The organism is Saccharothrix hoggarensis (genome assembly GCF_052936025.1).
This window is the reverse complement of record NZ_CP193624.1, coordinates 5805731-5832400: the sequence shown is the minus strand read 5'-3', so window position 1 is coordinate 5832400 and position 26670 is coordinate 5805731. Positions and strand designations below refer to the sequence as shown.

Sequence of the window (26670 nt, the reverse complement as noted above, 5' to 3'; positions counted from 1 at the left end):
ATGCTGCGATCGAGCCCTTGTAAACGGTTAAACACCCGTCGTCTCGCCATCGCGACTTTCACCTCGTGGAGCCCTCATGTCGATGATCTCCCGACGCAACCTCCTACTCGGCGCGGCGGCGGCCGGCGCGGCCGGACAGCTCGTCCACCCGGTGGGTCGGGCACGTGCCGAACCCGCTGCCGGCACGCGGGCAGTTCAGGTGAGCGGCCTGCCCGGGGACGGCGTCCAGCTCAGGTGGTTGGAAGGTGGCGTGCCGGGACAGTTGGCCGCCGGCTGCACGTGGGGTGTTCCGTGGCCCAAAGGCGCGGTGCCGGCAGATCAGGCGTTCGCGCTGCGGACCGCCGCGGGGCGGCAGGTGCCGGTGCAGTCGTGGGCGACCGCGTACTGGCCGGACGGTTCGCTGAAGTGGACCGCGCACGCGATCGGCGCCGACGTGCCGCCCGCCGAGCACTACGTGCTCGCGGCGGGGACGCCTGCCGCGCCGACGACGGCCGTGACGGTCGAGGACGGCCGCAACGAGGTGGAAGTCTCCACCGGAGTCGTCCGGTGCGTCATCCCGAAGAAGGGCGACCAGCTGGTGCGCGCCCTGTTCCGGGGTGACCGCGAGCTCGCCCGCAACGGCAGGCTGGTGTGCCTGCGGCAGGACGAGCCGGGTGACGACGAGGGCGGCGCGGCGAAGCCGGAGCGGTTCACCGGCCGCGTGGAGAAGGTGACGGTCGAGCAGTCCGGCCCAGTCCGCGCGGTGGTCCGGGTCGAGGGAGGGCACCGGCACGGCAATCGCACGTGGTTGCCGTTCACCGTGCGGCTGTACTTCTACGCCGGCAGCGACGGCATCCGCGCCGTGCACACGTTCGTGTACGACGGCGACGAGAAGAAGGACTTCATCCGCGGCCTGGGCATCCGGTTCGAGGTGCCGATGCGCGACGAGCCGCACAACCGGCACGTGCGCTTCGCCGGGTCGGGCGACGGCGTGCTGTCCGAGGCGGTGCGCGGTATCACCGGCCTGCGCCGCGACCCCGGTGCGGCGGTCCGCCGGGCGCAGGTGGCCGGGCAGGCCACCCCGCCCACCGCGACCTGGGACACCCGGGTCAGTTCCCGGTTGCACCTCATCCCCACCTTCGGGGACTACTCGCTGCGCCAGCTGTCCGCCGACGGCTTCCAGATCCGCAAGCGCACCAAGGCGGGCCACGGCTGGGTCCCGGTCGACTCGGCGGGTCGGGCGGGCGGTCTCGGCTACGTGGGCGGTCCGAGCGGCGGGTTCGCGTTCGGCATGCGCGACTTCTGGCAGCTGCACCCGACCCAGCTCGACATCCGGGGCGCGGCCGGGGACGCCGCCGAGGTGACGGTGTGGTTGTGGTCGCCCGACGCCGGGCCGATGGACCTGCGCTTCTACCACGACGGCATGGGCCAGGACACCTACCCGGAGCAGCTGGAGGGCCTGGAGATCACCTACGAGGACTACGAGCCGGGTTTCGGCGCCCCGTACGGCATCGCGCGCACGACCGAGCTGGTGTTCTGGGCGCTGGACGCCACACCGGCGGCGGACCGGGTGGCGGGTCTGGCCCAGGCGGTCCGGACGCCACCGCTGGTCGTCGCGCCGCCGGCGCACCTGCACGCGGCCGGGGTGTTCGGTGACTGGTCACCGGTCGACCGCTCGACGCCGGCGAAGGCGCGGATCGAGGACCGGCTGGACTTCCTGTTCGAGTTCCACCGGGGGCAGGTGGAGCAGCGGTCCTGGTACGGGTTCTGGGACTACGGCGACATCATGCACAGCTACGACCCGGACCGGCACGTGTGGCGCTACGACGTCGGCGGCTACGCGTGGGCGAACTCCGAGCTGTCACCGGATTTGTGGCTGTGGTACCACTACCTGCGCACCGGCAAGGCCGAGGCGTTCCGCTTCGCCGAGGCGATGACGCGGCACACCGGCGAGGTCGACGTCTACCACCTGGGCAAGTGGCAGGACCTGGGCACGCGCCACGGTGTGCAGCACTGGGCCGACAGCGCCAAGCAACTGCGCATCAGCACCGCGGGCTACCGGCGCATCCACTACTTCCTCACCGCCGACGAGCGCACCGGCGACCTCATGCGCGACCTGGTCGACTCGGACAAGACGTTCCTGGCGCTGGACCCCCTGCGCAAGATCCGCACCGGGCCGTACGAGCCGGACCCGCACGCGCTGGCCGTGGGCACTGGCACGGACTGGAGCGGCCTCGCGATGGCGTGGCTGACCGAGTGGGAGCGCGGCGGAGACCCGATCGCCCGCGAGAAGCTGCTCAACGGCATGCGGACCATCGCCGCGATGCCCAACGGGTTCGCGCAGGGCAGCGGCCTCTACGACCTGGACAACGGCGAGTTCGCGCCCGCCCAGCCCGCGGTGAGCGTCGGCTCGCTGGGGTCGGTGTTCGGGCTGGTCGAGGTGTGCAGCGAGCTGGTCGACCTGACCGGCGACGAGGCGTTCACGAGGGCGTGGCTGCAGTACTGCCGCCTCTACAACGGCACCGCCGCCGAGCAGCAGGCCGAGACCGGCCAGTCGTGGGGCAGCCTCAACCTGCGCCAGGCCCACTCCCGGCTCACCGCCTACGCCGCCGCCAAGCTCGGCGACACCGCCCTGGCCGCACGCGCGTGGAAGGAGTTCGACACCGGCCACGCCGGCTACCCGGCGAACCGCGAGTTCACGTCGGTGCGGGTGGAGGGCCCGGCCGTGCTCAAGCCGGTCGACGAGGCCACCTTCGTCTCCACCAACGCCAGTTCCCAGTACGGCCTGGCGGCCATCCAGTGCCTGGCCCTGGTGGGGGACCACCTCCCCGCGTGACCCTTCCGGAAGGATCTTCACGGTGCAGCACCTCCCGTTGCCACCGCCCGACCCGCGACGGTCCCCGCGCACCGGCTGGACCCGGGCGCACTGGGAGGCGGTCGCGGACCACCTGCTGGCGGCCGTGGAGCCGTACGCGACGGCCGACTTCGCCCAGTACCGCCTGCCCGGCAGGCCGAGCCGGGCGGGGGAGCGCAGCGACGGGCTGGAGGGTTTCGCCCGGACGTTCCTGCTCGCCGCGTTCCGGATCGCGGGCGCGGGCGGTGACGTGCCGCCCACGCTCCTGGAGCGCTATGCCGCGGGCGTGGTCGCCGGGACCGATCCGGCGCACCCGTACGCGTGGCCCGCCCTGGCCGACATGTCCCAGCAGCTCGTGGAGGCGGCCTCGGTGGCGCTGGCCCTGCACGAGACGCGACCGTGGCTGTTCGACCGCCTGTCACCGACCGAGCAGGAGCGGGTGGTGGCGTGGCTGGCCGGGTTCGTCGGCAAGCGCACGCCGGACAACAACTGGGTGCTGTTCCGAGTCGTCGTGGAGCAGTTCCTGGCGCAGGTGGGCGGGCCGCACGAGCCGGACGAGATCGCCGGCGGCCTGGCGCGCATCGAGGACTGGTACGTCGGCGACGGCTGGTACTCCGACGGCAAGGGCAAGAACTTCGACTACTACTGCGGCTGGGCGATGCACCTGTACCCGGCGCTGTGGGCGAGGATGGCCGGCGACACCGCCCGCCAGGAGCTGTACGCGTCACGGCTGCGCCGGTTTCTGGAGCAGTACCAGCACTTCTTCGCCGCCGACGGCGGGCCGGTGCACCAGGGGCGGTCCCTGACCTACCGGTTCGCCACCGTGGCGCCGTTGTGGCTCGGCGCGCTGACCGGCGCCTCCCCCCTGCCGCCCGGTCGGACCCGGCGCATCGCCAGTGGGGTGCTGCGCCACTTCGCCGAGCACGGCGTGCCCGACGAACGGGGGCTGCTCACCCTGGGCTGGTACGAGCCGTTCCTGCCGACCGTCCAGGACTACTCGGGTCCGGCGTCGCCGTACTGGGCGAGCAAGGCGTTCCTGGGCCTGCTGGTGCCGCCCGACGACCCGACCTGGACCGACCCCGAGGAGCCGGCCCCGGTGGACGTGGCGGACCAGGCGGTGTCCCTGCCCGCACCCGGCTGGCTGCTGCACGCCACCCGCTCGGACGGCGTGGTGCGGCTGGTCAACCACGGCAGCGACCGCGACCGCGTCCCGCCCCCGGACGGCGTGCCGGACCTGCACTACCTCAAGTTCGCCTACACCAGCCACACCGGGCCGGAGTCCGGCGGCGCGGCGTCGGGGGTGGACAACCACCTCGCCGTCATCGCACCCGACGGCACGGCCTCCGCGCGTCGGCGCATCGAACCCCTGGCGGTGGGCGATCGGTTCGCCGCCTCGGCCTACCGGGACGGCGCCGTGCACGTGCTGACGGTGTCGGTCGTCCACGGCGCGGCGGAGATCAGGGTCCACCAGGTCACGGCTCCGGCCGGGCACGTCATCCGGGACGGCGGGCACGCGGTGGCCGCGCCGGTCCAGCCGGCCGTGCGTGAAGGCGGTGACGTGGCGCTGGCCCGGCGTCCGGACGGGTTGACCAGCGCCGTGCGCGCCCTGCACGGCTACACCGGTGCGGGGGTGCTGACGGCCGAGGGCGCCAATGCCTTCGGCTCCTGCTCGGCCACGCCGTACGCGATCGCCGACGACCACGGCGGGGGAACCGCGATCTACGTCAGCCTCGTGCAGCTCGGCGTGATGGTGGACGAGCCGCCCGCGGTCGGCGTGCGGGCCCGGGACGACGTGGTCGTCCTGGACCTGCCGGATGCGCAGGTGGCGACGGTCCGACTGGACGGTGTGCCGACGTGCGAATGGGCGTTCCAGGGGCGGCGGCGCCCCTGAAACGCCCCGGTTCACCGGTTCGCCGCGTGCTCCTTGGCCAGGTCCTCGGCGACCTGGTCGCCGCCGGCCTGCTGCCACTGGGCGACGACGTCCTTCCAGGCCGACAGCGGCTTGCGGCCGAACGTGACCGCCGCGATCCCGTCGCCGATGATCTGCGAGAGCTGCGCGCCCTTGCTCGCCTCGGTGGCGGAGCGGAGCCCGGTGGCGGGGTTGCGCACGCTGCGGGGCAGGGTCGCCTTCTGCCAGTCGTGCACGGCCTTGGCCGTGTCCGGGTAGCCGGGCAGGTAGAGCACGGCGGGCGCGGTGCCGATGTACTTGGTCGGCAGCAGGGAGTTGTTCTCCTGGTTGTACAGGTCGGTGGTCTTGATGCCGTCGGCGTCCTTGGTGAAGTGCTGACCTTCGACGCCGTAGTTGGCCAGTTCGTACTCGGTGGTGCCGAACGGGGCGCTGAGGTAGTCGCAGATGCGCAGGAGCAGCTTGATGCGGGCGGGTTCGGCCTTCTTGAACGTGACGTAGCCGAAGCTGCCCGAACCCTGCCACGGGGTGGCCTGCGGGCCGTACGGACGGCCGAGGTCGAGGGCGAACCGGCCGTTGATCTTCTTCATCGTCGCCAGGCTGACCGAGCCGAAGCCGTCGTTCATCGAGGCGACCGTGCCGTTGTGGAAGTGGCTCTGCATGTCGGTGGAGCTGGTGGTGAGGCTGTCCGGGTAGTGGGCGCCCGCCTCGACCAGCTTGCGCATGACCTCCAGGGCCTGCTCGAACTGCGGCGTGGTCAGGGCGGACGTGAACGCGCCGCCGCCCTCCGACCACGTGTTGGGCGCGCCGAGCGAACCGGCGTGGTAGGTGATGCCGCCCAGCCCGCCGAACAGGGTCTTGAACCAGCCGACGCCCCACTTGCGGTCGCCGGTGAGCTGCTTCATCGCGTCGAGGTACTGCTCGGTCGTCCAGTCCTTCGGGATGCCCGCCGCGTCCATCGCCGACCGGTTGACGAACAGGCTGTTGGCGGGCATGGGGCGTTCGAGCGGGATGCCGTGGAGCTTGCCGCCGATGCGGCCCATGCCCTTCCAGGCGTAGGTGGGGATGTTGGCCAGGTTCGGGAACTCCTTGATCGCGTCACCGCCGACGAACTCCGACAGGTCCGCGCACTGGGCCTGGACGAACTCGGCCGCGTGCGGCAGCGCCAGGTTCGAGAACATGATCACGTCCGGCAGGTCGCCGCCGGACGCCATCAGGGTGGCCATCTTCTGCCCGTACTCGGGATCGGGCACGACGATGACCTTCAGGTTGACGCCGAGCGCCTGGTTCACCGCCTGCCAGTACCGGTTCTCGGCGACCGGCTTGGGCGGCGCGCCGTAGGACACGACCATCACCGTGACGTCGGAGCCGTCACCGACCGGGTTGTGCACCGACCGCACGACCTTCTCGGGGTACTTCAGGAACAGCGGCTGCACACCGGAGTCGTCACCGGGGGCGTCCGGGGTCGGGCCGGCGAACGGCACGTACGTCGGCCACGGGGCCAGGTCCTTGCCGGCGTTGGAGACGCCGCCACCCGACGAGCCCGAACCGCACGCCGTGAGGAGGGACGGGACGGCCAGGCCGAGCGCGCCGACTCCCGCCAGCCGCAGCAGGGAACGGCGGTCGATGCGGTGATCCATGTCGAGTTCCTCTCCCGGCGCGGCGCCGAAAGGAAAGTGGTGGGCGGTGGGGCAGGTCAGGCCTTCACGGCTCCGGTGACGACACCCTTGACGAAGTAGCGCTGCACGAAGGGGTACACGCACACGATGGGCAGCGTCGCGAGCATGACGACGGCCATCTGCACCGACTGGGGCGAGGCGGTGGCCAGTTCCCCCGAGGTCTCCGCGAGGGAGGCGCCACCGGTGACGTACTGGCGCAGCACGGTGCCGATCGGCCACTTGGTCTGGTCGTTGAAGTAGATGATCGCCTCGAAGAACCGGTTCCAGTAGGCGACGGCGTAGAACAGGCCGATCACCGCGATGACCGCTTTGGACAGCGGCAGCACGACCTGGCGCAGGATGCCCAGCTCGCCCGCGCCGTCAATGCGGGCGGCGTCGATCAGCTCCGGCGGGATCGACTGGAAGAACCCGCGCATCACGACCAGGTTGAACACGTTGATCAGGAAGGGCAGGACCAGCGCGGCGTAGGAGTCGAACAGCCCGGTGCCCTGCACGACCAGGAACAGCGGCACCATCCCCGGCGGGAACAGGAAGGTGAACAGCACCAGCAGCAGCATCGGCTTGCCGCCGTACACCTTCGGCCTGCTCAGCGTGTAGGCCAGGCCGATGGTGCACACCAGGCTCAACGCCGTGCCGACGACCGTCACGCCCGCGCTGACCAGCAGCGCGCGGGTGATGATCCCGCCTCGGAGGATCTCGGAGTACGCGTCTAACGAGAACTCCTCCGGCCAGACCACCCAGCCGCCGTTGGCGATGACGTCCTGCGGGCGGGCCAGGCTGGTCGCCAGGACCGTCCACAGCGGGAAGACCACCAGGGCGACCACCACGGTCAGCGCGACCGCCTTGGCGACGCGCACGGCGGGGGAGGGACGGCCCATCCAGGCCGGCGCGAGTGCTCTGCTCATGCCTTGTACACCCCTTGCTCGCCCAGTCGGTGCGCGACCTTGTTGGCGGTGTAGATGAGCACCACGCCGATCACGCCCTTGAACAACCCGACCGCGGCGGCGTAGCCGAAGTCGCCGTTCGCGAAGCCGGTGTAGTAGACGAACGTCTCCAGCACCTCGCCCGTCTCGGGGCCCACCGACTGGCGCTGGAGGAAGAACTGCTCGAACCCGATGGACAGGAACTCGCCCAGCCGCAGCACCAGCAGCAGCACGATCACCGGCCGGATCGCGGGCAGCGTCACGTGCCACAGCCGACGCCACCAGCCCGCGCCGTCCAGCGCCGCCGCCTCGTACTGCTGCTCGTCCACCTGCGACAGCGCGGCCAGGAAGATGATCGTGGCCCAGCCGCACTCCTTCCAGACCAGCTGCGCGACCACCAGCGGCCCGTAGGCGTCGGGGTTGCCGATGACCGAGATGCCGCCCACGCCCAGGGTGGACAGCCACCCGTTGACCACGCCCGCGCCGCCCAGCATCTGCTGGAACAGCGCGATCACGATCACCCACGACAGGAAGTGCGGCAGGTAGACCACGCTCTGCACGAACCGCCGGATGGTGTCACCCACGATGCTGTTGAGCAGCAGTGCGAGCGCCAGCGGCGCGGGGAAGAAGAACACCAGCTGCAGCACCGCGATGACCACGGTGTTCCTCACGGCGTTCCAGAAGGCCGGATCGCCGAACATGCGCTCGAAGTGCGCCAGGCCGACCCACCGGCTGCCCCCGACGCCGAGGAACGGCACGTACTCCTGGAACGCGAGCACGTTGCCGAACAGCGCGCCGTAGTGGAAGACCAGGAAGTACGCCAGACCCGGCGCCGCGACGGCCAACAGCACCCGGTTGGCCAGGATGCGGCGCAGGTGGCCTGGGCGCGACCGGCTCTTCCGGGCGTGGTCGCGTGCCTCGTCGGTCGGAGGACCGCTCCTGCCGGCGCCACCGCGGACCCGCGTCATGCTCACAGCGAACGCCTCTCTCGCGGTGCCGAACCGAAACGGAATGGTCACAAAGTAAACCGCTTACATACCAACGTCAACAACCGTTCGGTACCAGGTACCGGACCGTATGGCTTCTGAATCGGGGATTCCTTCGACCGACATCGTTGTCTACGAAGAACGCGGGCCTCTAGAGTGGCGTCGGAAGGTAACCGTTTACACAAGCTTTCGTAGATCTGTCGAGAGGAGTCAGCACTGTGCCACGGCGACCCGTCGCGGTCTTCGCCCTCGCCTCGTGGGCCCGCCGCGACGTCTTCCCTGCCGACCTCATCACCCGGTTGCGGCACCTGGTCGACATCGACCCGGACACGACCTTCACCTCGTTCCGGGACCCGGACGCCGCGACGGTCCTGGCCGAGGCCGACGTGCTGATCACCGGGTGGGGCGGCCCGTTCATCGACCTCGACGTACTGGTCGCCGCGCCGAGGTTGCGCGTCGTCGTCCACGCCGCCGGCACCGTGAAGAACCGACTGGACCCCGTCGTCTTCGAACGCGGCGTCATCGTGTCCTCCGCAGCCGGGGTCAACGCGGTCCCGGTGGCCGACTACACCATGGCCATGCTGGTCCTGGGCGCGAAGCAGGCGTTCAGCCGCGCCGAGCGGTACGCCACCGCCGTCGAGGGCGCGCCCCGCGACTGGCTGTCCGGGGACGGCACGGGACTGCACGACTGCACCGTCGGGGTCGTCGGCGCCTCCAGGATCGGGCGGCTCGTGCTGGACCGGTTGCGGTCGTTCGACGTCGAGGTGTTGCTCTACGACCCGTACGTGACCGCCGCCGAGGCCGCGAGCCTCGGCGCGGAGCGCGTGGGCATGGACGACCTGTGCCGCCGCAGCGACCTCGTCACCGTGCACGCCCCGGCCCTTCCCGAGACCCGCCACCTCCTCGACGGCCGCCGCCTGGACCTGCTGCCCGCGGGTGCGGTCGTGATCAACACGGCCCGCGGCTCGCTGGTCGACACCGAGGCGCTGACGCGGGTGTGCCGGACCGGCGCGGTCTCCGCCATCCTCGACGTCACCGAACCGGAGCCACTGCCACCGGGGCACCCCCTGTTCGCCCTGCCCAACGTCCTGATCACCCCGCACCTGGCCGGCGCGCAGGGCCGCGAGCTGCGCCGGCTGGGCGAGTTCGCGGTCGCGGAAGTGGACCGGTACCTCAAGGGCGCACCGCTGCTCGGACAGGTGGAGCCCGCGCGCCTCCCGTACATCGCTTGAGACCGTGGGAGCCCGTCCGTCCGAACGAATAGAGGTGGTGTGACCGTGACGTGGCGGTTCGCGGTGAGCACGCTCGGCATGCCGGGCACTCCGGTGCGGGACAGCGCGCGGGTGGCGGCGGAGCACGGCTGCCACGGCCTGGAGATCCGAGTTCATCCGGACGAGGAAGTGCGCCTCGGCCTGCCACCCTCGCGAACGGCCGACCTGCGCGCACAGGTCGAGGACGCGGGGTTGGAGGTCGCCTGCCTGGCCGGCTACGCCAAGGTCTGCGCGCCAGGCCCGGACGAGCCGGTGGTCACCGAGCTGCGCGACCTCGTCGCCCTGGCGTCCGGGCTCGGCGCTCCCGCGGTGCGGGTGTTCCCCGGCGGGGCGGCCGGTGAGGTCGGTCCGGCGTTGGACCGGATCGGCGCGGTCCTGCCCGACCTGCGCGACAGCGGTGTCCGGCTGCTGGTCGAGACCCATGACTCCCACCCGACCGGCGAGGAGGCGTTGCGGCTGGTCGAGCCGTTCGAGGACCCGGAGCTGGTCGCCGTGCTGTGGGACGCGGTGCACCCGTGGCGGGCGGGGGAGCGGCCTGCCCGGACCAGGCAGGTGCTGGGCGAGAGCCTCGGCTACTTCCAGGTCAAGGACGTGGCGGCGGGCGAGCCCACACCGGTGCCGCCGGGTGAGGGTGCGGTGCCGCTGGAGGAGTGCGGGGAGTCGCTGCGATCGTGGTCGGGCTGGATCTCCCTGGAGTGGGAACGTGCGTGGTACCTCGGCATCCCCGAGGTCCCGGCGGCGCTCAGCGCCGCCGGGACCTGGTTCGAGACGTGGCGTCCCCGTGACTGACACGTCTACCTGGGCTGGTAGGTGATGTTCGGTCGGGGTGGGGTGGCCATGCCCGCGCCGATGAAGTAGTCGACGTGGTGGGACTGGATGTAGCCCTTGAGGGTCATGGCGTTGCGGTAGGCGGGGTTGTGGGCCAGCGTGTAGAGCCTGGTGTTGCTGGGCCGGTCGGTGGTGAAGATGATCAGCTCGTTGAAGGCGGCGTTGGTGTAGAGGACTTCTTCGCGCCAGTCGCCGTGGATGTCGCCCTGGAGGACGGGGGAGTTGCCCTGGGCGGCGTCGACCGCGCCGTAGTTACCGGTGGTGAGCAGGCGGGGGACCCTGCTGGTGGTAGTGGGGTTGTTCGGGTCCCACTTCTCGAACTTGCCGTCGTTGAGCAGTTCCATGGTGGTGTCGCCGTCCCAGTACAGGCCGAGCTGCGGCCAGGGCTGCAGCGACGAGTCGGACTGGGTGAGCCGGTTGGTGGGCGCGTTGTAGAGGCCGTCGAAGGACCAGACCTCCATGCCGGGGTGGCGGGGGTCGACGTCGCCGACCATGCCGCGGCCCACGTCCACGACACCTGAGCCGGTGTGCCGCCAGATGATGCTGCCGTTGGCGGCGTTGTAGTAGTACTCGCGCAGGCCGCTGGGGTTGTTCTGCTGGACGCCGTAGCCCTCCAGGCCGGGGCGGCTGGGGTCCATGTCGGTGATGTGGAAGCGGTCGCCGTGGATGACGCCCTGCGGTCCGAGGGAGTAGCGCAGGCGGCCGTCGCCGTTGAGCACGAACCCGATCTCGGCGATCTCGTCGCGGCCGTCGCCGTCCACGTCGATGATGCGGGTGTTGTGGCCGTCGGGCAGGTCCTGGTTGCCGCGCAGGAACTTCCACTGCATCGTCAACGCGCTGCCGGTGAACCGCCAGGCGGCGAACATGAGGTTGAAGTCGCCGTCGCCGATGCGGTTCTTCATGAACGCGACCAGGCTGGGGTTGACGCCGTCGAGGTAGCCGACGCCGAAGCGGGCGTACATCGGGCCGTCGGCGAGGTAGTCGGTCGGCACGGGGGCGGTGGCGCGGGGCGCGCCGGTCATGCCGTCGAGGATGGCGATGTGCTGGCGGTTGTTGTCGCTGTCGCTGAACCTGACGCCGTTGCCGAAGGTGACGCCGTTGGCGATGCGCACGGCGACCTCGGCGCGGCCGTCGCTGTCGAGGTCCTGGACGGTGACGCCGTCGTTGTGCCCGACGTTGATGGTCGAGGAGCCGCCCTCGATGTTGTTCTGGTTGGTGCTGTTGGGGCCCATGTCGACCTGCCAGAGGAACCGGCCGTCACGGCGGTAGGCCTCGATCTTCTGCGGCGAGGTCTGCCGGTCCAGCACGTAGTCGTACTCGCCGTCACCGTCCAGGTCGCCGACCCAGAGGAACTTGACCGCGCCGCCCGCGCGCAGCGGCACGCGGACCACCGGCTCGGTCGCGGCGTTGGCGCGCAGCGTGAACGCGCCGCTGGGCGCCTGCTCGACACCGCCCACCACCGGGCGGACGCGGTAGCTGTTGGCCTGCGAGAGGTTCGCGGTGGAGTCGACGTAGTTCGTGCCGCCGGTCAGCACGGACGGGTTGAGCTTGACCTCCGCGCCGCCGCCGGTGGAGCGGTAGACGTTGAACCCGATCCCGGCCGGGTCGAGACCCAGCAGCCGCCAGCTGACCAGCACCTGGCTGCTGCCGGACCGCACGGCGACCACGCCGCGGCCCAGGCTCTCCATCTTGCGACCCTCACCGGGCGGGGTGGTCCCGTCGTCGGCCTTGACCATCCGCCACTGCTGGTTGACCCCGCCGTTGTCGGTGTACTGCGAGATGCGGCCACCATCGGCGGTGGACCGCTCCCACACGTCCATCGCCTTGCCGCTGTGCCGGTTGACCAGCTTGACGTGGCCGCTGTCGGTGTCCAGCACCTGCCACTGCTGGTTGGCGGCGCCGGTGTCGGGCCACTGGACCAGCTGGGCGCCGTCGGCGGTGGACCAGTCCAGCACGTCGATCACCTTGCCGGAGTGGCGGGCCTTGAGCCGGTAGTAGCCGCCGCCCGAGGAGACGAACTGGAACTGCTGGTTGGCCTGGGAGAGCGGCGTCCACTGCTGGACGCAGGCGCGGTCGGCGGTGGACTGCTCGCACACGTCGATCGCCTTGCCGCTGTGCCGCGAGACGAGCTGGTACCAGGCGTTGGTGTCGATGGTCGCGGCGGCGGCCGGCGTCGAGGCGACCGCCGTGACGACGCCTGCGACGACGACCAAGGCGGTCGCCAGCACGGTGGCACGCCATCGCCGGCGCACCGGGTTCGGGTGGATCACGGAGCTTCCTCTCGGTGGTGGGACCTGTTCGCGGGGCGGGTGTCAGTACCCGGTCGGCATCCGGGTGGTGAGCCCGCCGGGCAGCGTGATCGGACTGGACGTGACGGTGGCGGTGGCCGCGCCCAGGCCGTTGCAGGTGGCGCGGAGGGTGAGCGTTCCGGCGGTGCGGGTGGCCCGGACGAACACCCGGTTGATGCCCGCTTCGGTGTCCACGTAGGGCTTGCGGACGCTGCCGGGCTTGCCGGGGTTGAAGCCGCCGAGGAACTGGCCGGGGCCGGTGAGGGCGAAGTCGACCCTGGCCAGGTGGGTGGGCATCCGCCGCCCCTGGGCGTCGACGGCTTCGACGTCGAAGAACGCGATGTCACTGCCGTCGGCGAGCATCCCGCCCGGCGCCGTGTGGGCCGTTGACGTAGACCGTCGCGGCCTGGCGGACACCCTCGAACTCGATCAGCACCTTCGACCCCACCTGCTCGGCGGGCAACGTGAAACGCTTGCGGTACCAGGTGATCTGCATGGCCACCGCGGACTCACCCGAGCTGGTGATGTGGTTGTCGAACGCGTCCACGTCGTTGTACGTGCGCGGCACGCTCACCTTGGTCCAGGCCGAGTCGTCCAACGACGGCGACTGCGCGTTCGGCACGTCCCGCTGGGCGAACCGCCAGAACGGGTTCATGTTGTACACCGTCCGGCTCGACGGCGTGGCCGCCGACGCCTCGGCCACGGTTCCCAGCACGCCCGAAGCAGCGGCCACCGCCGCGCCCATACCTGCCAGCACGGCTCGGCGACTCACCCCGCCGGGCACGTGCTCCACGGTGTTGTCCATGTGATCCATTCCCCTGGAATCGTTGGTGTGGCAGTGGATGGCGGCGGAGCGCCGTGGCGCCGAGCAGTCAGGCGACCTTCAACCGCGGTGTCGCCAGGTGCCAACCGCCGGCCAACACGTCCGATGTGGACCGAGCCGCCGCGAGGAGACACCTCTACGGGCTCTATTCGGACCCTGTGAGCGCGATTTGCCTTGTCCAGGCCGCACTATGTTTGCGCAAACATCAGGCAGCCCGGCAGGTCACACAGCCGGCGAGTGCCGGCATGGGGTTCGGCCTGCTTCGGAGATCAGAGACCGGAGCGGTAGTTGCTTCACCGGTCTTGCGTCGCGCCGATATGACGCGATTGTGGGAGTACCGCAGGTTCCTGTGTCGCCTCCTTGCGGACAGGATCGGTGAAGCTCGCCACTGGCTCGGCCTGGGAGCGCTCCCAGCGAGCCGTAGTGCGACTGCTTCGTCATCGACAGCCTGTGGAGTGGATACCGAGGCGATGTCAGCGATCGCCAGGGTGCGCTGGATCGCTCGCCGCCGTGCGCTCGAACCATGCCCTCGGCTTGCCGCGCGCAGGGTCGGTGACCGGTCGCGAGCGTCGGAGGCAGGCATCCGTCACGCGACAGGCGGGCGAAGGGTGCTCCGGGCGCCTGTCGGTCGAGCTGGTCATGTCATCACGTCGGTTTCCCGTCGTCGTTGGCGGGGTGTCCGGTTGTAGCAGCTTCGACAAACATAAAGCGCTTACTCGGTCCAGTCAACCAGTTGAGCTGGCTGGATCGACGCTTGTACTGTCACCAACGGTAAACGGTTACATCGCGCGGCTCGCCCGACGCTCATGCCCGGCGTCGTGCAGTTCGCCGAGATCCACGTTGAGGCGCACCTGGTACAGGCGGACAGTCGCCGCCTGCGGTGCCGGAGGTGATGTGGAACGTCCGTCCGCCGGGATCATGCCGCGGGGCGGGGCAGGTGGCCCCGCCCCGCGGCCCGGTTCACCGTCCGAGGGTGACTTTGAGGACGCGCTCGTTGCTGTTGTTGGGGACGCTGTCCTTGTCCCCGAGGTTGCTGGTGGTCAGCCACAGGCCGCCGTCGGCCGACGGTTCGACCGCGCGCAGCCGCCCGTAGGTGCCGTTGAGGTGTTGTTGCACGTTGACGAGCTCGCTGCCGCTGATCTCGGCCCGGTACATCCGCGCCCCGCGAAGGCAGGCGATGTAGAGCGCGTCACGGACGATGGCGATGCCGCTGCACGACCCCTCGGCCGTCGGGTAGGTGCGCTTGGGTGCGATGAAGCCCGGTTCGGCGCAGCTGCCGGAGGTGCCTTCGCAGCGGGGCCAGCCGTAGTTGCCGCCCCGGACGATCAGGTTGGTCTCGTCCATGACGCTGTTGCCGAACTCCTGTTCCCACAGCCGGCCCTGGGAGTCGAAGGCGAGCCCTTGGGGGTTGCGGTGGCCGTAGCTCCACACGGCGTTGCCGAAGGGGTTGTCGGCGGGGACGGTGCCGTCGGGGTTGATGCGCAGGACCTTGCCGGCGAGGTTGGTGCGGTCCTGTGCCCAGGTGCCGTTCTGGCCGTCGCCGGTGGCGACGTAGAGCTTGCCGTCCGGGCCGAAGCGCAGCCGGCCGCCGTTGTGGTACTTGTTGCGCGGGATGCCGGCGAGCAGCACCTGCGGGGCTCCGGTGAGCACTCCGCCGGTGTAGCGCAGGCGCACCACCCGGTTGTCGGTGGGGCTGGTGTGCATGACGTACACCCACGGATCCGCGGCGAAGTCCGGCGCGACGGCGATGCCCATGACGCCGCCCTCTCCGTCGGTGCCGGCCGCGTTGGGCACTCGGCCGATGCTCGTCTTCGCGCCCGTGGCCGGGTTGAGGCGGACGATGTCGAAGGCGTCGCGGCGGCTGTAGAGAACCTGACCGTCGGGCAGGGAGGTCAGACCCCACGGCAGGTCGGTGTCGGTGGCGGCCACCGTGACGGCGCAGATGGCGGTGGCGCAGGCGGAGCCGGTGGTCACCGCGACCGGTGCGCTCAACCCCGACCGGTTGCCCTGGGCGTCGCGTGCCCGCACCTGGTACTCGTAGCGGGTGTTCGCGGTCAGGCCGCTGTCGGTGAACGAGCCGGTCGCCGCGCCGGTGACCGAGCCGACCTGGACGCCGCCCCGCACGATCTCGTAGCCCGTGACACCGACGTTGTCGGTGGAGGGCGACCAGCGGAGGGTGACCGTGGTGCCGGCGGCGGTGGCGGTCACGCCCGTGGGCGTGGTGGGCGGCTGCGTGTCAGCCTGGCACTGCGGCACGGTGATGGTCACGGTGGGACTGGCCTGGGAGACGTTGCCCGCGGCGTCGCGGGCGTTGACGTACAGGCCCCAGGTGGCGCCTGGCACGACGGTCAGGTTCGCCGACAGGCTCGATCCGGGCACCGAGGTCATCTGCTGCCCGTCGTGGTAGATGTCGTAGAACGCCACCCCGACGTCATCGGTGGACGCCGACCACGACAACGTCACCGAAGAGCAGGTGAGGTTCGAGGTCCGGGGGTTGGCGGGCGCGGTCGGCGACGTGGTGTCGGCGCCGAGCTTCACGAGCTGCCACTGCTGGTTCGCCCCGCCGGTGTCGGGCCACTGGATGAGCTGGGCGCCGTCGGCGGTGGAGAAGTCGAGCACGTCGACCGCCTTGCCGCTGGCGCGGTTGAGCAGGCGCACGAACCCGCCGGCGGAGTCGGCCAGGCGGAACTGCTGGTTGGTCCCGTTGTGGTCGCTCCACTGGATGAGCCCGGCCCGGTCGGCGGTGGACGGGAAGTCCAACACCTTGCCGCTGTGCCGGGACTTGAGCCGGTAGTAACCACCGCCGGAGTCGACGAACTGCCACTGCTGCCACGCGCCGTCGTTGCGGGTGTACTGCGAGATCCGCGCGCCGTCGTTCGTGGCGAGGTTGTACACGTCCAGCGCCTTGCCGCTGTTGCGGTTGACCAGGACGTACGAGGCGTTGGTGTCCACCACGGCCGCCGAAGCGGCCGGAACCGGGACCACGATGCCCGCTATCGCCAGCGGCACCACCCACGCGGCTCGCAGTCGCGAGCGCCGGGCGGTGCTCTTCCTCTTCACGAAGGGCACTCGCATGGTGTTCCTCTCGGGAGGCGGAGCTGGTTCGCGCGGCGGCAGAGCACGTCGGCTCAGCGAAAAGGACACAGGAAAGCTCCAAGGGTGAAGGGGGACGTCATGACGGTGAGGACCGTGCCACCGCCACCCAGGGCCCGCTGGGGATTGACCTCAGCGGGCCGTGAGTGACTGCCGTTGCGACCCGTCACGGGGCCGGGTGATCAGACGACGGACGGCCAGCCGGCGGCGTCGTAGACCAGGCGGTTGATGCCCAGCAGTGCCGCGCCGTTGTCGGCGTAGTAGTGGTAGACCAGGAAGTCGCCGTCGGTGTCGGCGAGCACGGCCTGGTGACCGGGGCCGTGGATGCTGCCGTGCCCGGCCAGGATCTCCGTGCCGCCGCCGGAGGTCATCGCCCGGCCGTTGCGGTCCACGTAAGGGCCGCCAACACTGGTGGAGCGGCCCACCATGACGCGATAGGTGCTCTGGGCGCCGCGGCAGCAGAAGTCGAACGACACGTACTGGTAGTAGTAGGCGCCGCGCTTGACGATGAACGGCGCCTCGATCGCGCCGTTGTAGGCGATGCCGGTCATCGTGGTGCCCTGCCGCAGGCCGGTGGCGGGGTCGAGCGGGATGAGCTTGATGCCGGACCAGAACGAGCCGAAGTTCAGCCACCAGCGGCCCTGGTCGTCCACGACCAGGTTCGGGTCGATGGCGTTGAAGTTGTCGCTGGTGCGCGACTCGACCACCAGGCCGCGGTGGGTCCAGGTGCCGGAGTTGCCGCTGGGGCTGGTCGCCAGGAAGATCGCCGAGCGGTTGGAGCCGAACGTCGAGGCCGAGTAGTACATCCAGTACTGGCCGTTGCGGTAGGAGATGTCCGGCGCCCACAGGTGCCGGCTGTTGTTGGTGTAGGTGTTGGCCCACGGCGTGCCGCCGGGGAACGCCGCGCCGGCGTTGCGGAACGTGATCCGGTCCGCGGAGGTCTTCAGCGCGATGCCGTCGCCGGTGGCCGCCACCAGGTAACCACCGGTCGGGCGCTTGAGGATGGTCGGGTCGTGCACGCCGATGTCACCGGTGACGTAGCCGGGGTTGGGGTAGGCAGACCGTCCGGTGGACCAGCGCTGGTTGGGCGCACCGGTGCAGCTCCACAGGATCACCCGCGTGCCGTTGGCGGTGCCGTGGTTGAGCACGTCCAGGCACAGGTTGGACTGGGTGGCGATGATGGTGCCGTCGCCGTTGCGCCGGAACTTCTGGTTCGCCGCGCCGGTGCAGTTCCAGCTCACCAGCCGGGTTCCCGGCGCGGTGCCGAAGTTGTAGGCGTCCAGGCACCGGGTGCCGTCGAACGTCCGCATCTCGCCCGCGGCGGTGAACTCCCAGCCCTGGTTCGCCTGCCCGTTGCAGTCCCAGATCCCCACTTCCGTGCCCGGGGTGGCGTTGTTGCCCACCACGTCCAGGCAGCGACCGGACCCGGCGCCGACGAGGGGTGGACCGATGACGGCCGACGCCGTGGGCGCGCTGACCAACGTGGTCAGCAGCGCGGCTATGAGCAGGACGGCTCCGGTGAGCCGGGATCGAGCGGTCGACATGGTGCCTCCGTTGGCAACCAGGACCTGTTGTCGCTGCACGACCTCAGGTCCATGAGCAGACTTGCAGGGGTGTGGTCGGCACTGCGGATTCGACGTACGTGTGATCGAGGCGCGGCAGCTGTCCGGATCGGACTTCCGCCCGCGCAGGGAGCACGCGCTCGACGTCGCACGCCGGTCCGTGCCGGGACAGAACTCGGTGGGAGAAGGGCTATTCGACAGCCCGCGCCGGTTTTCTGCTGGTTCGACGCGTCGGGCGGTTCCGCTCGACGGCCACTACCCGGTTACGTGATGCGCGCAAAGCCATGCCTCGCCTCCTTGCGAGCTGGTCCAAGCGTGCTCCAAACCCCGGCCGGGTTCTGGGCGCGGAGGAGCGGCGTCCCGAACGTAACCCCGGTCCCCGGACGCGGCAATACTCCGTCCGCAGGAAATGTTAGCGATAACAGGCAGTGGCGGCGGGCGTGAAGGGACGGTCGACATCGACGGCGAGATCAACATGCCGTTCTCAGCTCGAAGGAAACGTGAGGTTTGCCTCAGGTGGTGACGACGCTTCGGACGACTGAAGATCCTCATCTGTTAGCGCTCACAGGCGAAGTGGGGTCGTGCGGGGCCGCCGGTCACGTCCGACCCGGCCGGTCACGACCGGCGCGGATCGATTCGGATGCCCTTGGAACTCATCGTGGTTGGTGGGCGAGAACGCTCGGGTGAGGACCGTCCTGACCGGACGGCGGTGGGATCTCACCTGACCCGCGGCGGACAAAGGTGGCGGGGACGACGGCGTGCGTGGGTGGGGACTGGTCGCCCTGGATGCGGTTGAAGATCAGTTCCGCGGCTTTGCGGCCGAGGGCGGGGACGTCCTGGCGCAGGACGGTGACGCCGGGTTCGAGCATGTCGGCGAGGGGGAAGTCGTCGAAGCCGATGAGCGCGACCGAGTGGTGCAGGTGCCGGTCGCGCAGTGCTCTCATGGCGCCGACGGTGACGAGGTTCTGGGCGGTGAACAGGGCGGTGGGGGGTTCGGCCAGGTCGAGCAGGGTCGCGGTGGCGGTCTCCGCGGCGTCGGGGCCGTGCAGGTCGGTGCGGACGAGTTCCTCGCGCAGCGTGAGGCCGGTGTGGGCGAGCCCTTCGAGGTAGCCGGTGTAGCGCTCCTGGCTGGTCCACAACGTCTGCCGGTCGCCGAGGAAGGCGATGCGCCGGTGGCCGAGGGCGGCGAGGTGGAGGACGGCGTCGCGGGAGCTGACGCGGTTGGTGGTGGTGACGCTGTCCGTGCCGTCGAATGTGGGTGGTCGGTCGACCAGCACCATGGGCGTCCCGCGCTCGCGTTCCTGCTGGAGGGCGTCCTGGTGGCCGCCGGCGGCCATGACGACGATTCCGTCGACGCGGCGGATGGCCAGGGAGGTGAGCAGTTCGCGCTGGAGCTCCGGGTCGTCCTCGCTGCTGCCCGCCAGGACCAGCACGTCGTTCTGTCTCGCCCGGTCCTCGACGGCACGCAGCAGTGCGGCGTCGAACGGGTTGGACAGGTCCTCCAGCAGCACGCCGATGGTGGCGCTGCGCTTGTCGGAGCGGCGCAGGCTGCTGGCGGTGAGGTTGGGCCGGTAGCCCAGGGTGCGGGCGGCGGCGCGAACGCGTTCGACGACCTCGGGTCCCGCGCCGGGCAGGTCGTTGATCACCCGCGACACCGTCTTCGTGCTGACCTTGGCGAGTGCGGCGACGTCCCGCATGGTCGGTTCCCGCCGGGCCCTCCGCACGTCCATGACCGCCTACCCTCTCCAGGTAACGCTTGCGTAACGACGACTTGTCGTGACCTGCACCACGAAGTTAGCGTCAACGATGACTTAACGAAAGACCCACTTCTTCGAGTGCCCTGGCGGGGGACCGGAAGTGTGGCGATCTTGACTGCGATTCGCGTGACAGGTGACCCGACCGGAGCATCATTGTGCCCAGCGGCCTGTTACGTCAACGTTGACGTTGGAGGAAGACATGACCGGACGGTCGCGAACGGGCGTCAGACTCACGGCGCTGGTGTCGGCGTCCTTGCTGGCGCTGGTCACCGGGTGCGGGGACGGTGGCGACGCGGCCGGTGGCGGCACGCTCGTCGGGTTGGTGACCAAGACGGACACGAACCCGTTCTTCGTGAAGATGAAGGAGGGCGCGCAGCAGGCCGCGGGCAGTACCGGTGCGACGGTGCAGTCGTTCGCGGGCAAGCAGGACGGTGACAACCAGTCGCAGGTGGACGCGATCGAGAACCTGATCGGCGCGGGGGCGAAGGGCATCCTGATCACGCCGAACGACTCGAAGGCGATCGTGCCGTCGGTGGACAAGGCACGGGTGGCGGGTTTGCTGGTCATCGCGCTGGACACCCCGCTGGAGCCGTCGAGCGCCGCCGATGCCACCTTCGCCACCGACAACTTCCAAGCCGGGAAGCTGATCGGGCAGTGGGCGAAGGCGAAGTTCGAGGCCGAGGGCAAGCAGGCGAAGATCGCGCTGCTGGACCTCAACCCGAACCAGGTGTCCGTGGACGTGCAGCGCGACCAGGGTTTCCTGGAGGGCTTCGGCGTCGACGTCAAGGACAAGGAGAAGATCGGGGACGAGAGCGACCCGCGCATCGTCGGCCACGACGTCACGGACGGCGCCCCGGAGGGCGGCCGGACGGCGATGGAGAACCTGCTGCAGAAGGACCCGGGAATCAACCTGGTCTACACGATCAACGAGCAAGCGGCGGTGGGCGCGTACGAGGCGTTGAAGGCGGCGGGCAAGGAGAAGGACGTCACGATCGTCTCGGTCGACGGCGGCTGCCCGGGTGTGGAGAACGTCAAGTCGGGGATCATCGGCGCGACCGCGCAGCAGTACCCGTTGAAGATGGCGCAGATGGGTGTGGAGGCGATCGCGAAGTTCGCCAAGGACGGCACCAAGCCGCTGAACACCGCGGGCAAGGACTTCGTGGACACCGGCGTCAACCTGATCACCGACCAGCCCGTGTTCGGGGTCGAGTCGAAGGACTCCACCTGGGGCCGCGAGAACTGCTGGGGCTGAGCATGACCACGACGCTGTCCAAGAGCCACTCGTCCGGCGGTAACCCGCTGGGCGGGCAGGACACGAAGCGCTCGCCACTGACCCGGCTCCAGCATCTGCTGCACTCGCAGGCGACCATCGGCCCGGCCGTGGTGCTGCTGGTCGCGGTGATCGTGTTCGCGGTGCTGTCGCCCCGGTTCCTCACGCCGGGCAACATCTCGCTGATCCTGCAACAGGTCGCGGTCATCGGCACGCTGGCCGTCGGCCAGACCATCGTGATCCTGACCGCCGGCATCGACCTGTCCTGCGGTGCGATCATGGTGCTGACGTCGATCGTGATGGCGAAGGTGGCCGCGGACACCGGCCTGCCGGGTCTGCCGGCGCTGCTGCTGGGTTTCGTGGTGGGCACGTTGTGCGGGCTGCTCAACGGGCTGCTGGTGACGCGGTTGAAGCTGCCGCCGTTCATCGTCACCCTGGGCACGCTCAACGTGTTCTTCGCGCTCAACCTCTGGTACTCCGAGAGCGCCACCATCCGCGGCACGGACATGCCCTCGCTGCTGCTGTGGACCGGCCAGACGATCAACGTCGGCGGCACCCGCATCACCTACGGCTCGATCATGATGGTCGTGCTGGTCGCGGCGATGGCGTTCGCGCTGAAAAACACCGCGTGGGGACGCCACGTCTACGCCACCGGTGACGACCTGGAAGCCTCCCGGCTGTCCGGTATCCGCACCGCCCGCGTGCTGCTGAGCGTGTACGCCACGGCGGGGGCGGTGTACGCGCTGGCGGCGTGGGTGCTGATCGGCCGCATCGCCTCGGCCAGCCCGCAGGCCGGGCAGCTGGACAACCTCGACTCCATCACGGCCGTGGTCATCGGTGGCACCAGCCTGTTCGGTGGTCGTGGGGCGATTGTCGGGTCGCTGCTGGGTGCACTGATCGTCGGGGTGTTCCGCAACGGCCTCGCGCTGGCCGGGGTGGACGTGCTGTGGCAGACGATGGCCGTGGGCGTGCTGATCATCGTCGCGGTGTCGCTGGACCAGTGGATCAGGAAGGTGAAGCCATGACCACGCCGGTGCTGCAGGCCCGCGGCCTGGTCAAGCGCTACGGAAGGGTCACCGCGCTGGCGGGCGCCGACCTGGAGCTGCTGCCCGGCGAGATCCTGGCCGTCATCGGCGACAACGGCGCCGGGAAGTCCAGCCTGATCAAAGCGTTGTCCGGCGCGGTCGTGCCGGACGAGGGCGAGATCCTGGTGGACGGCCGCCCGGTGTCGTTCTCCACGCCGATCGACGCCCGCGACGCCGGTATCGAGACGGTGCACCAGTCGTTGGCGGTGTCGCCGTCGCTGGACATCGCGAGCAACCTGTTCCTCGGTCGGGAACGCCGCCGCAAGGGCGTGCTCGGCACGGTGTTGCGGATGCTGGACCGCAACGGCATGCGCGACGAGGCCCGCCGCCAGCTCGACGCCCTGGGCATCATGACCATCCAGAACCCCGGCCAGGCCGTGGAAACCCTGTCCGGCGGCCAACGCCAGGCCGTCGCCGTCGCCCGTGCCGCCGCGTTCGGCAGCCGCGTCGTCATCATGGACGAACCCACCGCGGCGCTGGGCGTGCGCGAGTCCCGCGCGGTGCTCGACCTCGTGCTCCAGGTCCGCGACCGCGGCCTGCCGGTGATCCTGATCAGCCACAACATGCCGCACGTCTTCGAGGTCGCCGACCGCATCCACATCCAACGCCTCGGCCGCCGCAAGGCCGTCGTCGACCCGAAGACCATCTCGATGTCCGACGCCGTCGCCATCATGACCGGCGCGATGGAACCGCCCGACCAAGCCGCCTGACGCTGTTCGCCCGGCGCAACGCCCTCCCTCGGGCGTTGCGCGGGACGAGCACGCCTTCCTGGAGGTGCCATGAGACGCCGACGTCTCCTCAGCCTGGTGACCGCCGCCGCCCTGCTCGGGGCAGTGCCCACCGCGCAAGCCGACCCGTCGTTCACCGAGCCTTACCGACCGCAGTTCCACTACACACCTGCGACGAACTGGATGAACGACCCCAACGGGTTGGTCTACCACGAGGGCGAGTACCACCTCTTCTACCAGTACAACCCGGACGGCAACACCTGGGGCAACATGTCCTGGGGCCACGCCGTCAGCCCCGATCTCGTGCACTGGCGGGAACTCCCGCTCGCCCTCCCGCACGACGACACCGAGATGGTGTTCTCCGGCAGCGCCGTCGTCGACCACGCCAACACCACCGGCTTCGGCACGTCCGAAGACCCGGCGATGGTGGCGATCTACACGACGCACTCCAAGGCCGATGGCCGGCAGGCGCAGTCGCTGGCCTACAGCACGGACAACGGTCGCACCTGGACGAAGTACGCGGGCAACCCGGTGCTCGACATCGGCTCCCGCGAGTTCCGCGACCCCAAGGTCCAGTGGCAGGCGGGGCGCTGGCTGATGACGGTCGCGCTGTCCACCGAGCACAAGGTCCGCTTCTACTCCTCACCCGACCTCAAGACCTGGACGCACCTGAGCGACTTCGGCCCGCAAGGCGCGGTCGGCGGCGTCTGGGAGTGCCCCGACCTGTTCCCGCTCCAGGTCGACGGCGATCCCCGCAAGACCAAGTGGGTGCTCGTGGTCAGCATCAACCCGGGCGGCATCGCGGGCGGCTCGGCCGCGCAGTACTTCGTCGGGGCCTTCGACGGCACCCGCTTCACCGCCGACGACGACGGCAGTTACACCCCGCCCGCCGGCGTCGTCGTGGAAGACTTCGAGTCGACCTACGGCAGCTGGACCACCACGGGCACCGCCTTCGGCGCCGCGCCGGCAACAGGAGCACTGCCGGGACAGCTCCCCGTGAGCGGCTTCGAGGGAACCGGTCACGCCAACAGCTTCCACGGCGGCGACGCCTCCACCGGCACCCTCACCTCACCGCCGTTCACCGTGGACAAGCGGTACCTCAACTTCAAGATCGGCGGCGGCCGGCACCCGCACGACCCGGAGGCGTCGACCGACGACACGCCGCCGGCGGCACGCGAGGTCCTGGCCGACTTCGAAGGCGGCACCTACGGCACCTGGACCGCCACCGGCGAGGCGTTCGGCGCCGCGCCCGCGACCGGCACGTTGCCCGGCCAGATGCCGGTCTCCGGCTGGCAGGGCGGCGGTCTGGTCAACACCTTCCTGCGGGGCGACGCCACCACCGGCACGCTCACCTCACCCGAGTTCACCGTCTCCGCCCCCTACCTGAACTTCCTCGTCGGCGGCGGCAACCACCCGTCGGACTCCGAAGCGCCCACCGCCGTGCGCCTGGTCGTGGACGGCCAGGTCGTGCGCAGCGCGACCGGCAAGGACTCCGAGGCGCTGGACTGGGCCTCGTGGGACGTGCGCGACCTGGCCGGGCGGAAGGCCCGCTTGGAGGTCGTGGACGAGAACACCGGCGGCTGGGGACACGTCCTGGTCGACCACGTGGTGCTCGCCGACTCACCCGCCAAGCCGCGCTCCACCGAGACCTCGGTCAACCTCGTGATCGACGGGAAGGTCGTGCGGACGGCCACCGGAGCGGACAGCGAAACCCTCGACTGGACGTCCTTCGACCTGCGCGAGCACCTGGGCAAGCAGGCGCGGATCTCCATCGTGGACCGCAACACGGCGGGGTGGGGACACGTGCTGGCCGACCGGTTCACCCTCGCCGACGCAGCCGCCGAGTCCACCGTCGAACGGGCGGACTGGGTTGACCTCGGCAAGGACTACTACGCCCCCGTCTCGTGGGAGAACACCCCCGGTGGCAAGCGCTACGCGATCGGCTGGATGAACAACTGGCAGTACGCCGGCGCCACCCCGACCTCGCCGTGGCGCAGCGCGCAGAGCGTGGTGAGGCAGCTCGGGCTGCGCACCGTCGACGGCGAGATCCGGCTCGTCCAGGAGCCGGTGCGCGCCTTGGACCGCCTCCGCCAGGGGAAACCGGTCATCGTGCACGGCAGCACCGTGCAGGAAGGCTCGCGGTCGTTGGGCGAGCACGTGGAAGGCCAGGCCCTGGACATCGAGGCGACCTTCTCGCCGCGTGACGCCGAGCGGTTCGGCCTGAAGGTGCTCGGCGGACCTGGGCAGGAGACGGTGATCGGTTACGACGCCACCACCGGCGAGCTGTACGTGGACCGCACGAGGTCCGGGCGCGTCGACTTCAGTCCCGACTTCCCCGCCGTGCAGCGCGCGCCGCTGGCCGCGGTGGACGGGAAGGTGACGCTGCGGGTGCTGGTCGACCGCTCGTCGGTCGAGGTGTTCGGCGGCGCGGGCGAGACCGTGATCACCAGCCTCGTCTTCCCCGACCCGACCAGCGACGACGTGACGATCTTCGCCGAGGGCGGCGACGCCCGGGTCGACCGGCTCACCGCGTGGCACATGAGCACCTACCGACGTTGACCGCTCGTGGTGGTGGAGCCCACCTCCCGGCTCCACCACCACTTCCCCCGGACGACAAGGAATCCGCACATGATCATCGTTGGTGGCGAGGCCCTGGTGGACCTCGTGCCCGATCGCGCCGGCGGCTACCTCCCGATCCCGGGTGGCAGCCCGGCCAACACGGCCGTCGGCCTCGGCAGGCTCGGCACGCCGACCGCGCTGCTGGCGCGCCTGGCCGACGACCGCCTGGGAGCGCTGCTGCGCGCCCACCTCGAAACGTCCAACGTCGACCTGCGCTACGTCGCCGCGTCGACTGCCCCGACCACGCTCGCGGTGGTGGACGTCGACCAGCACGGCGTGGCGGACTACTCGTTCTACATCGACGGCTGCGCCGACGGCGGCTGGCAGGTGGCCGACCTGCCGACCGGCCTCCCGCCGGACGCGGCACTGCACGTGGGCGGCTCCTTCGCGCTCGCGGTCGAGCCGATGGCCGCGGCGTTCGAAACCCTGCTGTCGCGCGAGCACCCCCACCGCGTGATCACCTTCGACCCCAACATCCGACCCAACCTGATCGACGACGACACCTCCGCGCGGGCCCGGTTGCGGCGGTGGCTCGGCATGATCGACGTCGTCAAGCTCAGTGCCGACGACTTGCGGTGGATCGCCCCCGACCGTGCCCTCTCCGATGTCGTGGGCGAGTGGCACGAGCGAGGGGTCGTCCTCGTCGTCGTCACGCGCGGCGCTGAGGGCGTGTACGCCTCCGGGCCCACCGGACACATCGAGCTGCCGGGCCTGTCGGTCGACGTGGTCGACACGGTCGGCGCCGGGGACGCCTTCATGGCGGGCCTCCTGGCCGCCTTCGACCGCAACGACCTGCTCACCCGGACCAACCTGACCACCGTGACCCACACCGAGCTGACCGACACGGTCGCCTACGCCCAACGCGTCGCGGCCATCACCTGCACCCGCCCCGGCGCCGACTCACCGTGGTTCGACGAACTGCTCCCCGATGAAGTCCGCTGCGCCACCTCCTGAACTCGGACCGCGCTGCGAATCCGGTCCGCGGCGTCCGAACCGAAGGCACCCCTGAACAGTCGACC

At 70.3% G+C, this 26670-nt stretch carries 18 protein-coding genes; 9 read left to right on the top strand and 9 right to left on the bottom strand.

Annotated elements, in window-relative coordinates:
• The first annotated feature begins 76 nt into the window (after nt 1-76).
• Complete coding sequence (locus ACRAKH_RS26245; RefSeq protein ID WP_380723147.1) at nt 77-2815, top strand: exo-rhamnogalacturonan lyase family protein; 2739 nt, start codon at nt 77-79, stop codon at nt 2813-2815.
• Between the two features lie 22 nt (nt 2816-2837).
• A complete protein-coding gene (locus ACRAKH_RS26240) occupies nt 2838-4724 on the top strand; it encodes a DUF2264 domain-containing protein (RefSeq protein WP_380723145.1) in 1887 nt (628 codons plus the stop codon).
• A gap of 11 nt (nt 4725-4735) precedes the next feature.
• Here ACRAKH_RS26240 and ACRAKH_RS26235 read toward each other — a convergent pair whose 3' ends face one another.
• The 3 genes from ACRAKH_RS26235 to ACRAKH_RS26225 are packed head-to-tail and all read right to left on the bottom strand — an operon-like array spanning nt 4736 to nt 8309.
• Nucleotides 4736-6379, bottom strand: a complete 1644-nt coding sequence (locus ACRAKH_RS26235; RefSeq protein WP_380723143.1) for an extracellular solute-binding protein — start codon at nt 6377-6379, stop codon at nt 4736-4738.
• A 56-nt stretch (nt 6380-6435) separates the two neighbouring features.
• Nucleotides 6436-7323, bottom strand: a complete 888-nt coding sequence (locus ACRAKH_RS26230) for a carbohydrate ABC transporter permease (protein WP_380723141.1) — start codon at nt 7321-7323, stop codon at nt 6436-6438.
• Nucleotides 7320-8309 carry an ABC transporter permease gene (locus tag ACRAKH_RS26225; RefSeq protein WP_380723139.1) on the bottom strand — a complete coding sequence of 330 codons (990 nt, stop codon included), beginning with the start codon at nt 8307-8309 and terminating at the stop codon, nt 7320-7322. Before ACRAKH_RS26225 ends, ACRAKH_RS26230 begins: the two co-directional genes overlap by 4 nt.
• Nucleotides 8310-8545: 236 nt before the next feature.
• On the opposite strand from ACRAKH_RS26225, the gene ACRAKH_RS26220 reads away from it, so the two are divergent.
• Together ACRAKH_RS26220 and ACRAKH_RS26215 are read left to right on the top strand one after the other, a co-directional pair.
• The gene (locus tag ACRAKH_RS26220) at nt 8546-9559 is read left to right on the top strand and encodes a hydroxyacid dehydrogenase (RefSeq protein WP_380723137.1); all 1014 of its coding nucleotides are present in this window, start codon (nt 8546-8548) and stop codon (nt 9557-9559) included.
• Nucleotides 9560-9598: 39 nt separating this feature from the next.
• The gene (locus ACRAKH_RS26215) at nt 9599-10387 is read left to right on the top strand and encodes a sugar phosphate isomerase/epimerase family protein (protein WP_380723135.1); all 789 of its coding nucleotides are present in this window, start codon (nt 9599-9601) and stop codon (nt 10385-10387) included.
• Between the two features lie 5 nt (nt 10388-10392).
• Here the strand turns inward: ACRAKH_RS26215 and ACRAKH_RS26210 are convergent, their stop codons facing one another.
• The 6 genes from ACRAKH_RS26210 to ACRAKH_RS26185 form a co-directional block, all read right to left on the bottom strand.
• Entirely contained in the window at nt 10393-12696 is a 2304-nt protein-coding gene (locus ACRAKH_RS26210; RefSeq protein WP_380723134.1) for a rhamnogalacturonan lyase family protein, read from the bottom strand.
• A 42-nt stretch (nt 12697-12738) separates the two neighbouring features.
• Nucleotides 12739-13077: a hypothetical protein gene (locus tag ACRAKH_RS26205; RefSeq protein ID WP_380723132.1), complete on the bottom strand. Its 339-nt coding sequence runs from the start codon at nt 13075-13077 to the stop codon at nt 12739-12741.
• Nucleotides 13058-13519 carry a sugar-binding domain-containing protein gene (locus ACRAKH_RS26200; protein WP_380723130.1) on the bottom strand — a complete coding sequence of 154 codons (462 nt, stop codon included), beginning with the start codon at nt 13517-13519 and terminating at the stop codon, nt 13058-13060. The genes ACRAKH_RS26205 and ACRAKH_RS26200 overlap by 20 nt, the downstream gene beginning before the upstream one ends.
• A gap of 978 nt (nt 13520-14497) precedes the next feature.
• Nucleotides 14498-16612 (bottom strand): PQQ-dependent sugar dehydrogenase, encoded by a 2115-nt coding sequence (locus tag ACRAKH_RS26195; RefSeq protein WP_380723128.1) that lies wholly within the window; start codon nt 16610-16612, stop codon nt 14498-14500.
• A gap of 200 nt (nt 16613-16812) precedes the next feature.
• On the bottom strand, nt 16813-18174 hold the full coding sequence (locus tag ACRAKH_RS26190; RefSeq protein WP_380723126.1) for a family 43 glycosylhydrolase: 1362 nt from the start codon (nt 18172-18174) through the stop codon (nt 16813-16815).
• A 671-nt stretch (nt 18175-18845) separates the two neighbouring features.
• Nucleotides 18846-19922: a LacI family DNA-binding transcriptional regulator gene (locus ACRAKH_RS26185; RefSeq protein ID WP_447009358.1), complete on the bottom strand. Its 1077-nt coding sequence runs from the start codon at nt 19920-19922 to the stop codon at nt 18846-18848.
• Between the two features lie 226 nt (nt 19923-20148).
• Between ACRAKH_RS26185 and ACRAKH_RS26180 the strand changes: the two genes are divergently transcribed.
• From ACRAKH_RS26180 to ACRAKH_RS26160, 5 genes are all read left to right on the top strand, one after another.
• Nucleotides 20149-21201 (top strand): substrate-binding domain-containing protein, encoded by a 1053-nt coding sequence (locus tag ACRAKH_RS26180; RefSeq protein ID WP_447009357.1) that lies wholly within the window; start codon nt 20149-20151, stop codon nt 21199-21201.
• A 2-nt stretch (nt 21202-21203) separates the two neighbouring features.
• On the top strand, nt 21204-22244 hold the full coding sequence (locus ACRAKH_RS26175; RefSeq protein ID WP_447009356.1) for an ABC transporter permease: 1041 nt from the start codon (nt 21204-21206) through the stop codon (nt 22242-22244).
• Entirely contained in the window at nt 22241-23014 is a 774-nt protein-coding gene (locus ACRAKH_RS26170) for an ATP-binding cassette domain-containing protein (RefSeq protein WP_447009355.1), read from the top strand. Before ACRAKH_RS26175 ends, ACRAKH_RS26170 begins: the two co-directional genes overlap by 4 nt.
• 69 nt (nt 23015-23083) lie before the next feature.
• Nucleotides 23084-25591, top strand: a complete 2508-nt coding sequence (locus ACRAKH_RS26165; RefSeq protein WP_380723007.1) for a GH32 C-terminal domain-containing protein — start codon at nt 23084-23086, stop codon at nt 25589-25591.
• A gap of 69 nt (nt 25592-25660) precedes the next feature.
• Complete coding sequence (locus tag ACRAKH_RS26160; RefSeq protein WP_380723005.1) at nt 25661-26605, top strand: carbohydrate kinase family protein; 945 nt, start codon at nt 25661-25663, stop codon at nt 26603-26605.
• Nucleotides 26606-26670 lie beyond the last annotated feature (65 nt).

What these genes read in the sequence shown, in the direction of transcription:
- ACRAKH_RS26245 (WP_380723147.1), top strand. Translation starts at nt 77, where the DNA reads ATGTCGATGATCTCCCGACGCAACCTCCTACTCGGCGCGGCGGCGGCC.
- ACRAKH_RS26235 (WP_380723143.1), bottom strand. Translation starts at nt 6,379, where the DNA reads ATGGATCACCGCATCGACCGCCGTTCCCTGCTGCGGCTGGCGGGAGTC.
- ACRAKH_RS26230 (WP_380723141.1), bottom strand. Translation starts at nt 7,323, where the DNA reads ATGAGCAGAGCACTCGCGCCGGCCTGGATGGGCCGTCCCTCCCCCGCC.
- ACRAKH_RS26225 (WP_380723139.1), bottom strand. Translation starts at nt 8,309, where the DNA reads ATGACGCGGGTCCGCGGTGGCGCCGGCAGGAGCGGTCCTCCGACCGAC.
- ACRAKH_RS26205 (WP_380723132.1), bottom strand. Translation starts at nt 13,077, where the DNA reads ATGCTCGCCGACGGCAGTGACATCGCGTTCTTCGACGTCGAAGCCGTC.
- ACRAKH_RS26200 (WP_380723130.1), bottom strand. Translation starts at nt 13,519, where the DNA reads ATGGACAACACCGTGGAGCACGTGCCCGGCGGGGTGAGTCGCCGAGCC.
- ACRAKH_RS26195 (WP_380723128.1), bottom strand. Translation starts at nt 16,612, where the DNA reads ATGCGAGTGCCCTTCGTGAAGAGGAAGAGCACCGCCCGGCGCTCGCGA.
- ACRAKH_RS26190 (WP_380723126.1), bottom strand. Translation starts at nt 18,174, where the DNA reads ATGTCGACCGCTCGATCCCGGCTCACCGGAGCCGTCCTGCTCATAGCC.
- ACRAKH_RS26185 (WP_447009358.1), bottom strand. Translation starts at nt 19,922, where the DNA reads ATGGACGTGCGGAGGGCCCGGCGGGAACCGACCATGCGGGACGTCGCC.
- ACRAKH_RS26180 (WP_447009357.1), top strand. Translation starts at nt 20,149, where the DNA reads ATGACCGGACGGTCGCGAACGGGCGTCAGACTCACGGCGCTGGTGTCG.
- ACRAKH_RS26175 (WP_447009356.1), top strand. Translation starts at nt 21,204, where the DNA reads ATGACCACGACGCTGTCCAAGAGCCACTCGTCCGGCGGTAACCCGCTG.
- ACRAKH_RS26170 (WP_447009355.1), top strand. Translation starts at nt 22,241, where the DNA reads ATGACCACGCCGGTGCTGCAGGCCCGCGGCCTGGTCAAGCGCTACGGA.
- ACRAKH_RS26165 (WP_380723007.1), top strand. Translation starts at nt 23,084, where the DNA reads ATGAGACGCCGACGTCTCCTCAGCCTGGTGACCGCCGCCGCCCTGCTC.
- ACRAKH_RS26160 (WP_380723005.1), top strand. Translation starts at nt 25,661, where the DNA reads ATGATCATCGTTGGTGGCGAGGCCCTGGTGGACCTCGTGCCCGATCGC.